The organism is Sphingobium sp. AP50 (assembly GCF_900109095.1).
Taxonomy (GTDB): domain Bacteria; phylum Pseudomonadota; class Alphaproteobacteria; order Sphingomonadales; family Sphingomonadaceae; genus Sphingobium.
The window spans coordinates 344,281-354,015 of sequence record NZ_FNYZ01000003.1 but is presented as its reverse complement, the minus strand read 5'-3'; the positions used below and the strand labels follow the sequence as shown (position 1 = coordinate 354,015).

The following is a 9,735-nucleotide window of genomic DNA, read 5'->3' as shown; positions in this document are numbered from 1 at the left end:
AACGGCGCCTGCTGGAACAGAAAGAAGAGACAGAGCGCCAGCAAACCGATCGAGAACAAAGTGCGCAAGATGCGGCCGATGAAAGGAATGTTGAAGAGAATGATGAGGACGACGGCAGCGGCAACGGCATAGATTGCCATTTGCTGCCATTCAGGGTTGGCGCTGATCTCGACTGGCCCGCGCCAGCGCAGGGCTGCGATCATCGGGCGGGCGCGACCCGCCAGACCGTGTTCGACAGGTCGTCTGCGACGATGAGGCTCCCGCGCGACGAATCATAGGTCACGCCGACCGGGCGGCCGCGTGCGTGCCCGTCCTTGATGAAGCCGGTCAGGAAATCGACTGGCTTGCCTGCCGGGCGACCATTGGCGAACGGCACCCATACGACCTTGTAGCCCGACAGATCCTGCCGATTCCAGCTGCCATGCTGCCCGATAAAGGCGCCCTGCGTGAAGGACGGGCCAAGGCCAGCACCGGTCACGAAGCTGAGACCGAGGGCGGCAACATGCGAGCCCAGAGCATAATCTGGGCGAACAGCCTTTTCGACCATCTTCGGGTTCTGGGGATGGACGCGCGGATCGATATTGTTGCCCCAATAGCTGTAGGGCCAGCCGTAGAAGGCGTCGGGGCGCACGGATGTCAGATAGTCCGGCACTAGCTGAGGCCCCAGCTCATCCCGCTCGTTCACGACCGACCAGAGCGTCTGCGTCTGCGGATTGATGGCAAGCGCAGTAGGATTGCGGATGCCGCTGGCATAGGTGCGATGCGCGCCGGTCGCACGGTCGATTTCCCAGATGACGGCGCGATCCTCTTCGACCGCCATCCCGCGCTCGCCCACATTGCTGTTCGAGCCAATGCCGACATAGAGTTTCGTGCCGTCGGCGCTGGCCGTCAGCGCCTTGGTCCAGTGATGGTTGAGGCGGGAGGGAAGCTTGGTAACTTCCTGACCGGGGGTGGCGATCCGTGTTATGCCGTCACGATAGGGGAAACGCAGCAGGGCATCCTGATTGGCGACGTAGAGGCTGCCGTCCACGAAGGCGAGGCCATAGGGTGCATTGAGGCCGTCGATGAAGGTGGTGCGCACCTCCGCCTTGCCATCGCCATCGGCGTCGCGCAGCAGCGTGATGCGATTGCCGCCCTTTGCCGGCGTTTTGCCCAAGCTCTTGATATAGCCCGCGATCACATCTTTGGGACGCATGAGCGGGGCGCTGCCGCCTGACCCTTCTGCTACCAGGATGTCGCCATTGGGCAGGATAAGGGTCTGACGCGGTATCTTGAGGTCGGTTGCCAGTGCGGTCACGGTAAAGCCCCGCGGCGCGGTCGGGCTTTCGCCATCCCAGCCCTCGGGCGTCGCGATCCTGATCGGCGGCACCAGCGTTTGACGCTGTCCCGGAAGGTCGGGATTGGCGCCGGTCTGGTCAAGCCCGGGCTGGCTGCTGCCGCATCCGGCGAGTGCGAGGGTGAAGAGGGTGGCGCAAAGGTTGCGCGTAGGAGCGATGCTCATCGTGCCATCTCCCGAACGGTGCGGTGAGCGACCCAACTGGCCGCCAGGGCAAAGACCGTGCTGATGATCGACAGGATGAGACCGGTGACGCCAACCGAACTCCAGGCATCCTGACTATGCTGGAACGCATTCACCAGACCCGCCACCCACATGATGGCGATCAGCACCGCGTAGAGCAACGATGGCTGCCGATGCGCCCCGCGCCGGGCGGCAATCGCAAGAATGATGCTCCAAAACAGCACCATGCCGCCAGTCAGCAAGGCGCCCACGATCAACCAGGAGGAGAAATTGGTCCACTGGATTTCAGCGGTCTGAAGATAGGCGATGTCGGTCACCAGCGCGAACGTGAACAGCGCCACAGGAAAAGCGAGGAGCAGGTCATGCAAGGGATGCAAAAAGGGCCTGAAGCCCATAGGCATATTGGGCAAGGATGCTCTCCTGCTCGAATGGGAATAAGGAAAGAATGCGCCGCCTGCTCAAATGGTTGCGGCAATGACGGTGCGCCTAGCGGCTCCGGCCATAATCCCATAGGCGGCGGCGCTCGCTTGAGGTCGGAGCATTATGATGCCCGCCTGACGCTCGGCGGTTCATCTCGCCAAGAACAACCTGATCAAGGGGGGAATTGTGGTCGGCCTCAGCTATCAGCAGGAAAGCCTCGACCAAATCCTGATCGCCCCATGCCTTGATGTTGCGCTGATCGGTTTCATGTCCGGGCATGCGTGATCCTCCAGATGCCGACACTGTTGCGGCTTGTACGGCAGAACCATGCGCGCAGCCCTGTGTTCCCACTGTTTGATGCAGATCAGCACGCTTTTCCTGCGCGGAACAGAGTATCCCGAAGGCGGTTCTGATCAGCGAGGAGAATGATGATGCACAAGGAAAAGGAAGATGGTGAAGTTGTAACGCACATGTCGACGACGGAAGCGCGTAGTGGTTCACCAACCCGCATGACGCGAAACATATTGGTGATCAGTCTGATCCTTGTGGGAATCCTGCTGGCCATCGCGGTCGGCTTCGGGTTCTTTGAGACAGGCCAGACAGGCGCTGACAACATCAATGCTGACAATACAGCCGCCGGATCTGTGAATTGAAGCGATCATGTAATTGCTTTGGCCCGGGCGGGTATCTAACCCTTGAGCCGTGACAGCGATCGAAAATATAGGGCAGGCACAGGCGCGACGCATCGCCCTTGGCGCGCAAGGGTTCGGGCAAAAGAGGCCCGGCGTAGCCGGGCGCCATCATCTGCGGCAGTTATTGGGCAGGCTTCATCTTCACCAGATCGATAGCGTCAACGTTCTTAGCCGAGCCCATTATCTCCCCGCCTTTTCGCGACTGGGATGTTATGATCGCACGGCATTGGACGCCCTTGCCTGGGGCAAGCCGCGCGAGCGCAAGCTTTTCGAATATTGGGCGCATGAGGCCTCGCTTCTGCCGTTCGAATTCCAGCCGCTGCTTCGCTGGCGCATGGCGCAGGCTGATCGCGGTGAGACCGGCTGGACAGGCATGCGGGTCTACGCGACCGAGCGGCGCGGTGAAGCAATGGCGCTCCTCGATCGGATAAAGATCGACGGACCTATGGCGGTGTCGGATTTCGAATCGCACAAGGGCCAGACGGGTTGGTGGGAGTGGAGCGATACCAAGCGTGCGCTCGAATGGCTGTTCTGGGCAGGGCATATCACCACGGCCAGCCGGCGCGGCAATTTCGAGCGGGTCTATGACCTGACAGAGCGGGTGATCCCGGCGGCCATCCTGAACCAGCCGACACCATCGGACTTTGATGCGCACCGCGCCTTGATCCAATGTGCAGCGCAGGCGCATGGCATCGCGACCAGCGGCGAGCTGCGGGACTATTTCCGCCAGTCGCCGCGCGATGCGATGCCCGCGATCCATTCGCTTGCCGAAGAAGGGATATTGGTGCCCGTCCATGTGCCCGGCTGGCGTCATGCCTGGCTGTATCGCGACGCGCGGCGACCCCGTCGTATCGACGCGCAGGCGCTTCTCGTGCCCTTCGACCCGCTGATCTGGGAGCGCGACCGCACGGAGCGACTGTTCGGGTTTCGCTACCGGATCGAAATCTATGTCCCTGCCGAAAAGCGGGAATATGGCTATTATGTCCTGCCCTTCCTGCTGGGCGACAGCCTTGTCGCGCGCGTCGATCTGAAGGCCGATCGCAAGGCTGGCCGGCTGGTCGTCCAATCCATGCACTTCGAGCCGGGCGCGCCATCGGATAGCCGTGAAGCGCTGGAAGAGCAGTTGGCGCGGATGGCGCAATGGCTGGGTCTGGAAGGCTGGACAACGGCGACGATGTAACAGGCGACAGTCGTAATCCGCACAGCATCGCCTCATTTCTGGCAATGAAGAAGCGGAGTCCCCATTTCTGCACAAATGGAGGAATTGATGGCGTTCAGCGAAATGAAACAAGCACGGCTGTCTGACACAGGTAGCAAACCGCAGGAGGGCGTGGTTTGACCAGCCTCGCCGAGACGATCGGGTATATCGGGCTGCTCGATGACGAGGATATCGAACTGGACAGCGCCGCGCTGGCGCTCAGCTCGCTCGATCATGAAGGCCAGGATCTCGAACCCTATTTGGATCAGCTGCGCAACATCAGCGAGGCGGTGGAGACAGCGTACGAACGGCGCGTCGCCACAGATATGATTTCCGGTGAAGCGCAGGGGGCGTTGCTTGCGGAGGTGATAGGCGATAAGTTGGGGTTTGCCGGTGATCGCGACAGCTATGATGCGCCGCTCAATGCAGACATGATCCGGGTTCTCGATCGTCGCCGTGGCCTGCCCGTCAGCCTCTCCATCCTGTATGTCGCGGCTGCGCGGCGGATGGGCTGGCGCGCGGACGCGCTCAATACGCCCAGCCATGTGCTGGTGAGCATAGGCCCGAACGAGGCGCCGGCCCTGATCGATCCGTTCAACGACGGCCGGCTTGTGCGGCCGGAGCAACTGCTGGCCTTGCTCGAACAGGTGTCGGGCGCAGGCGGCTGGCCGAGCGAGATGCACGTCGCCCCCATGTCGAACCGCATGACGCTTGTGCGCCTGCTCCTCAATCAGGCCAGCCGCGCAGAGCAGGCAGGCGATACGCTCCGGGCCAAGGCGCTGTACGAGCGCATGACGGTGATGTCGCCGGACCATGATGCGGGCTGGTGGGAATTGGCCCGTCTTCAACTCGTCCATCGCGAAGTTGACGAGGCGAGAGCCTGCCTGGGGGCGATGCTGGAAGTCACCCGAGATACAGAGCGTCGAGCTCATATCCATGCCGCGCTCGGCCGCCTGACGACTGGTGATTGATCGGCCGGGTGTGGCGATGCCGCCCGGTCATGATCGGCCCGAAGGCCAGAAGCAGAGTTGATGACAAGTTAAGGCGTTATTTGCGGGAACTGCAACGCTTGCCGCAGGTTATTGAAGCTGTCGGACCGATCATTTTGCCCCCCGCTCGATCCGTTCGGCTCCCATAGAGGCCCCGCCATTCCCCCGGCGGGGCCTCATTCTTTTTGGGCGATGCGGCCATCATGGAAATGCCGATCGATCCGGCGTGCTCAACGATGCGCGTGACCAGACGATAATATCAGTGGGCGTAGATCATCTTGCGGGTCATGCCGCCATCGACGGTTATCTGCTGACCTGTGATGAATTTTGCCCCGTCCGAGGCTAGGAACAGGACAGTCGCGGCGATATCGCCAGGTTCACCAACGCGGCCGGCCGGATGTTGCTCCCTGTCAATATCGCGGTGTTCCACAGCCTCTCTGGTTTCTGATTTAGCCCATGGTCTTGTCTCGATCCATCCGGGCAGGATCGCATTGACCCGGATGTCGGGGCCAAGGCTGATCGCCAACGCATGGGTCATGGCGCAGATCGCGCCCTTTGCAGCGGCGTAGGCTTCCGTATGCGGCTCCGACTGCAATGCGCGGGTTGATGCCATCATGACGATCGCGCCCTTGCGCAGGCGCAGCAGGGATACCGCACTGCGGACCATCAGAAAGGCGCCGGTGACATGACTGTCCTGCCATGACTGCCATTTCTTGAGATCCAGCTGTTCGATCGGTCCGCTCACCGGATTAGCCATGCCGGCGTTGGATACCAGTAAATCGATCCCGTCCTGTTCGCCGCTACCCTCCTGCCATGTCGCGATTTTCTGGAACGCTTTTTCAACATCCTTTTCGCTGGCGACATCGGCCCGCACCACGATGAGATGGGGAGAAGGCATCTCCGTGGTTAGGTCGCGAACGGCCTCGGCATCCCGGTCGATAACGGCCACGCGCCAGCTTTGCGCTAGCAGGGCCTGCACGATACCTTTTCCAATGCCCTGCGCGCCTCCGGTGATGATGGCTGTTTTCAAGGGCTTTCCTTCCTAAATTTCCGGCAGGCTCTGAGCCGCGAAGCCCCAGCCTTTGAGTTTGGTGGCTCGTTTCAGCAGCGCTTCGGCATCGTCGATCGAAAAGGGGTGGGCATCCTTCATGCTTGCAAGTTCGCTCCAGTCGATCGGAACGGCGACTGGGGCGCCGGTACGGGCGCGGGCGGAATAGGGCAGGATCGCGGTGCTGCCGCGCTGGTTGCGCAGCCAGTCGATGAAGATGCGCCCCTTGCGTTTGGCCTTGCTCATCGTCGCGGTGAAGCGCTCGGGCTCCGCTGCGCTCAACGCTTGGGCGAAGCGGGATGCGAAATCCTTGTGCGTGTCCCAGTTGTGGCCTGGGGTCAGCGGGACGACGACATGCACGCCCTTGCCGCCCGAAAGCATGGCGAAGGAGACAAGGCCGATATCGGTCAGATGGTCGCGTATGTCTGCTGCGGCCTGTTTCACGACGTCGAAATCGAGCCCCTCATCGGGATCGAGATCGAAGATCATCCGGTCGGGTTTCTCCACCGCATCCGCGCGGCTCGCCCAGCCATGAAACTCGATCGTGCCCATCTGGACGCAGGCGAGAAGGCCGTCGGCATCCTCGACATAGATATAATCCTCCGACCCGCCATCCTTCTCACGGATCGGCACCTGTCGAACGGCATCACCCAGGGCGCCGGTGCCATGCTTCTGGAAGAAACATTTTTTGGCCCGGCCTTGCGGGCAGCGTAGCAGGCTGATCGGCCGGTTCGCAGCGAAGGGCAGCATTAGCGGCGCAACGCGGGCGTAATAGTCGGCCAGTTCGCCCTTGGTCTGCCCGCTGTCGGGAAAGATGATCCGCTCGCGGCTGCTGATTGCGCCGCTGCTTTGGGGGGCGGGGGAGGGGGCTGGCTTTTCGGGTTTCACCGCTTTGGCCGGCTTGTCGCCGCGCAGGCCCAGGAAGCTGCCATGGCGCACGCGTCCGTCGCCGGTGAATTCGGCGAAGGCGACTTCGGCGACCAGCTTCGGCTTGATCCATTTCGCGCCGCGCGCTTCGACGCGGGGCACATCGGCCGCTGCCTTGTCGGTGGCGAGCGGCGCCATCGCCTTGGCCAGATCGTCCATTGCAGCGCCATCGAAGCCGGTGCCGACCTTGCCCTTGTACGTCAGCGCCTTGCCCTCATGCTGGGCGAGCAGGAGAGAGGCGAAAGGGCGTCCCTTCGCCTTGCTTGTCGACCAGCCTATGATCACGAATTCCTGTCGCCGTGTGCATTTGACCTTCACCCAGTTGCGGGTCCGCGCGCTGCGATAGAGTGCGTCTGCCCGTTTCGAGATGATGCCTTCCTGCCCCGCATCACATAGCGACCGGAACAGCGTCTCGCCTGCGCCCAGCACATGGTCGGACACATGAATCGGGCTGTCGGCTTCACGCAGCAACGCTTCCAGCCGTTCTTTGCGCTCGATCGTGGTCAGGCTTCTCAGGTCTTGTCCATCGATGGAAAGAAGATCGAAGGCGAAGAGGTGCAGGGGATGGTCGGCATCCTCCTGGCCGTGCCCCTGTTTCAATGCATTCTGCAGCGCGGAGAAATCCGGATTTCCATCGCTGTTGAGCGCAACCACTTCGCCGTCGATCAGGCAGGGGGGCAGGTCCAGCGCGGCGATCGATGCGACCAGCGACCCGAACTTGTCGGTCCAGTCGAGACCGTTGCGGGTGTAGAGACTGACCTTCTCTCCGCTCGCCGCGATCAGGGCGCGATAGCCGTCATATTTGATTTCGTGCAGCCAGTCATTGCCGGTCGGCACGGCGTCCACCAGCGTTGCCAGCTGGGGCTTCACGAAGCGTGGTAGGGCGGTGGAGCGGTTTTTTCGCTTTGGCGCTACCTTCGCATTATGCTTCTCCGCCGCCTGCATCTTAGCGGCGAAGGCTTTGCCTTTGGTCCCGGCTAGCGAATGTTCGCCACCCTTGTCCGCCTCGATTTGCGCCATGGACCGGTCGGTCAACACGCTGGTCAGCGCCCGTTCGACTAGTGCGCCGCCCGACCCGGCCTCCTTGTCCTCGATCTTGCGCAGCAGCCAGTTTTCGCACTTTTCCTTCGGCCGGCCTTTAATTCGCACCAGCAGCCATTCGCCCTTCATCCGTTCCCCATGCAGGATGAAGTGCAGATGACCGTCCTTGATATCGTCCGTGCTCTTGCCTGCGATCGGCTCCCAAGTGCCTCGGTCCCACAGCATCACCGTACCGCCGCCATATTCGCCCTTGGGGATCGATCCTTCGAACGTGCCATAATCGAGCGGGTGATCCTCGGTCCGCACCGCGAGCCGCTTGTCGGCGGGATCGATGCTTGGCCCCTTGGTCACGGCCCAGCTTTTGAGCACGCCGTCCATCTCCAGCCGGAAGTCCCAATGCAGCCGGGTCGCAGCATGTTTCTGCACGACGAAGCTGTTGCCGCCGGCCTTGGCAACCTTGCCCCTGGGCTCTCGGGTCCGGGCGAAGTCGCGTTTGGCGTTATAGGTGGAAAGGGCATCTTTGGCGGCCATCACTCTTTCCGATCCTGCGGATCGAGCCAGCGCCGTTCAAGGATGCCAAGCAGGGACAGCATGATGACCGCGATGACGGTCGCGCTCACCACGAGCGGCCATAACGCCGCGCCGCAGGCGATGCCGATGACGGCTGCCAGCCAGATATGGGCGGCCGTCGTCAGATTCTTGATCTCGCCCTTGCTGAAGACGATCAGCCCCGCCGCTATGATGCCGGTGAACGCCGCAGAAGCCTCGAACACGCGGAGCGGATCGATATTTCCTTGTCCCCGCAACTCGAGATGGAGGGCTATGGCGCAGACGGTCATCAGCGCGGAGGTAAAGCAGATAAGCCCATGGGTGCGCATCCCCGCCGCGTGGCCGCGCAGCTCCCGGTCTAGTCCGAGCAGCAGGCCGAGAACGGCCGCCACGCCCAGGCGAAGCAAGGCGGGCCCGTCGATCAGGTGGAGCGGCGTGTCGGGGTTGAGTTCCATCAGGCGCTCTTGCGCTTGGGTGCCGCCTTTTTCGTCGCGGCTTTCGGCTTCGTGGCCGTCTTCTTCGCGGGTGTGCCTTTCGCCCCGCCGGCGGACTTTTTGAGCGCGGCCATAAGGTCGATGACGTTGCCGGCCTTCCGCCCAGTCGGCTCATCATCGACATCCTCGATGATCCGCTTGCCCTTGGCCTTTTTCTTCTTGTCGATCAGGCGATGAAGCGCATCGACATAGCGGTCGTGAAACTCGTCCGGCTTGAAGGGCGCGGTCTTCTTGTCGATGATGCTGACAGCGAGATCGAGCATGTCCTCATCCGCCGTATCGGCCGGCAGTCCCTTGAAATAGCTCTGCGCCTTGTTCACCTCGTCGGCATAGCGCAGCACTTCGAGCACCAGCCCCTTGCCGCAGGGCTTCAGGGATACAAGCTGCTCGCGGCCGCGCACCGAGAGCTGGCCAAGGCCGACCTTCCTGGTTTGGCGTAGCGCGTCCCGAAGGACCGCATAGGCTTCCTCGGCCAGATCGTCTGCCGGAACCACGAAATAGGGCTTCTCATAATAAAGGACGTCGATCGCGTCGGCTTCGACGAACTGGACAAGGTCCAGCGTCTTGCGGCTCTCGATCTTGACCGCCTCGATCTCCTCCTGCTCCAGCAGGACATAATTGCCCTTGGACAGCTCGAAGCCTTTGAGGATCTCGTCGCGATCGACCGGGCCGACCCCGCTCACTACCTTCTCATATTGAATGGGCTTGCCGGTGGGTTCGTGGATCTGGCGGAAGGAGACCGCCGCACCGGGCTTGGTCGCAGGATAGATTTCTACCGGGATCGATACGAGAGCGAGTTTGATCTGACCCTGCCAATATGCGCGCGTTGCCATAAAAGACCTCCGGCAGACTTAGCGA

Annotated in this window: 9 protein-coding genes and 1 pseudogene; 3 read left to right on the top strand and 7 right to left on the bottom strand. The window is 61.9% G+C overall.

The genetic code is table 11. From position 1 onward, the window contains the following. The 3 genes and pseudogenes from BMY84_RS09595 to BMY84_RS09585 all read right to left on the bottom strand — a co-directional run. Nucleotides 1-203 (bottom strand): annotated as a pseudogene (locus BMY84_RS09595) (TIGR02281 family clan AA aspartic protease); the annotation flags it as partial. Continuing rightward, complete coding sequence (locus BMY84_RS09590; protein WP_093083387.1) at nt 200-1,501, bottom strand: PQQ-dependent sugar dehydrogenase; 1,302 nt, start codon at nt 1,499-1,501, stop codon at nt 200-202. The pseudogene BMY84_RS09595 and the gene BMY84_RS09590, both read right to left, overlap by 4 nt. Next, nucleotides 1,498-1,920 (bottom strand): DUF2231 domain-containing protein, encoded by a 423-nt coding sequence (locus BMY84_RS09585; protein ID WP_371262408.1) that lies wholly within the window; start codon nt 1,918-1,920, stop codon nt 1,498-1,500. Before BMY84_RS09585 ends, BMY84_RS09590 begins: the two co-directional genes overlap by 4 nt. Before the next feature lie 444 nt (nt 1,921-2,364). Between BMY84_RS09585 and BMY84_RS09575 the strand changes: the two genes are divergently transcribed. The 3 genes from BMY84_RS09575 to BMY84_RS09565 all read left to right on the top strand — a co-directional run bounded on the left by BMY84_RS09575 (nt 2,365) and on the right by BMY84_RS09565 (nt 4,800). Continuing rightward, nucleotides 2,365-2,592 (top strand): hypothetical protein, encoded by a 228-nt coding sequence (locus BMY84_RS09575; RefSeq protein WP_256215191.1) that lies wholly within the window; start codon nt 2,365-2,367, stop codon nt 2,590-2,592. Between the two features lie 49 nt (nt 2,593-2,641). Next, nucleotides 2,642-3,811 (top strand): winged helix-turn-helix domain-containing protein, encoded by a 1,170-nt coding sequence (locus BMY84_RS09570; protein ID WP_256215190.1) that lies wholly within the window; start codon nt 2,642-2,644, stop codon nt 3,809-3,811. Between the two features lie 155 nt (nt 3,812-3,966). Beyond that, a complete protein-coding gene (locus BMY84_RS09565; protein ID WP_093083379.1) occupies nt 3,967-4,800 on the top strand; it encodes a SirB1 family protein in 834 nt (277 codons plus the stop codon). Between the two features lie 277 nt (nt 4,801-5,077). On the opposite strand, the gene BMY84_RS09560 is transcribed toward BMY84_RS09565, so the two are convergent. The 4 genes from BMY84_RS09560 to BMY84_RS09545 are packed head-to-tail and all read right to left on the bottom strand — an operon-like array spanning nt 5,078 to nt 9,710. Continuing rightward, entirely contained in the window at nt 5,078-5,848 is a 771-nt protein-coding gene (locus tag BMY84_RS09560; protein WP_093083378.1) for an SDR family oxidoreductase, read from the bottom strand. 12 nt (nt 5,849-5,860) lie between these two features. Further along, entirely contained in the window at nt 5,861-8,365 is a 2,505-nt protein-coding gene (ligD, locus tag BMY84_RS09555) for a DNA ligase D (protein ID WP_093083376.1), read from the bottom strand. Then, nucleotides 8,365-8,838, bottom strand: coding sequence for an MgtC/SapB family protein (locus BMY84_RS09550; RefSeq protein WP_093083374.1), 474 nt, complete (start codon nt 8,836-8,838; stop codon nt 8,365-8,367). The genes ligD and BMY84_RS09550 overlap by 1 nt, the downstream gene beginning before the upstream one ends. Further along, nucleotides 8,838-9,710, bottom strand: coding sequence for a non-homologous end joining protein Ku (locus BMY84_RS09545; protein WP_093083373.1), 873 nt, complete (start codon nt 9,708-9,710; stop codon nt 8,838-8,840). The genes BMY84_RS09550 and BMY84_RS09545 overlap by 1 nt, the downstream gene beginning before the upstream one ends. Nucleotides 9,711-9,735: the final 25 nt, after the last annotated feature.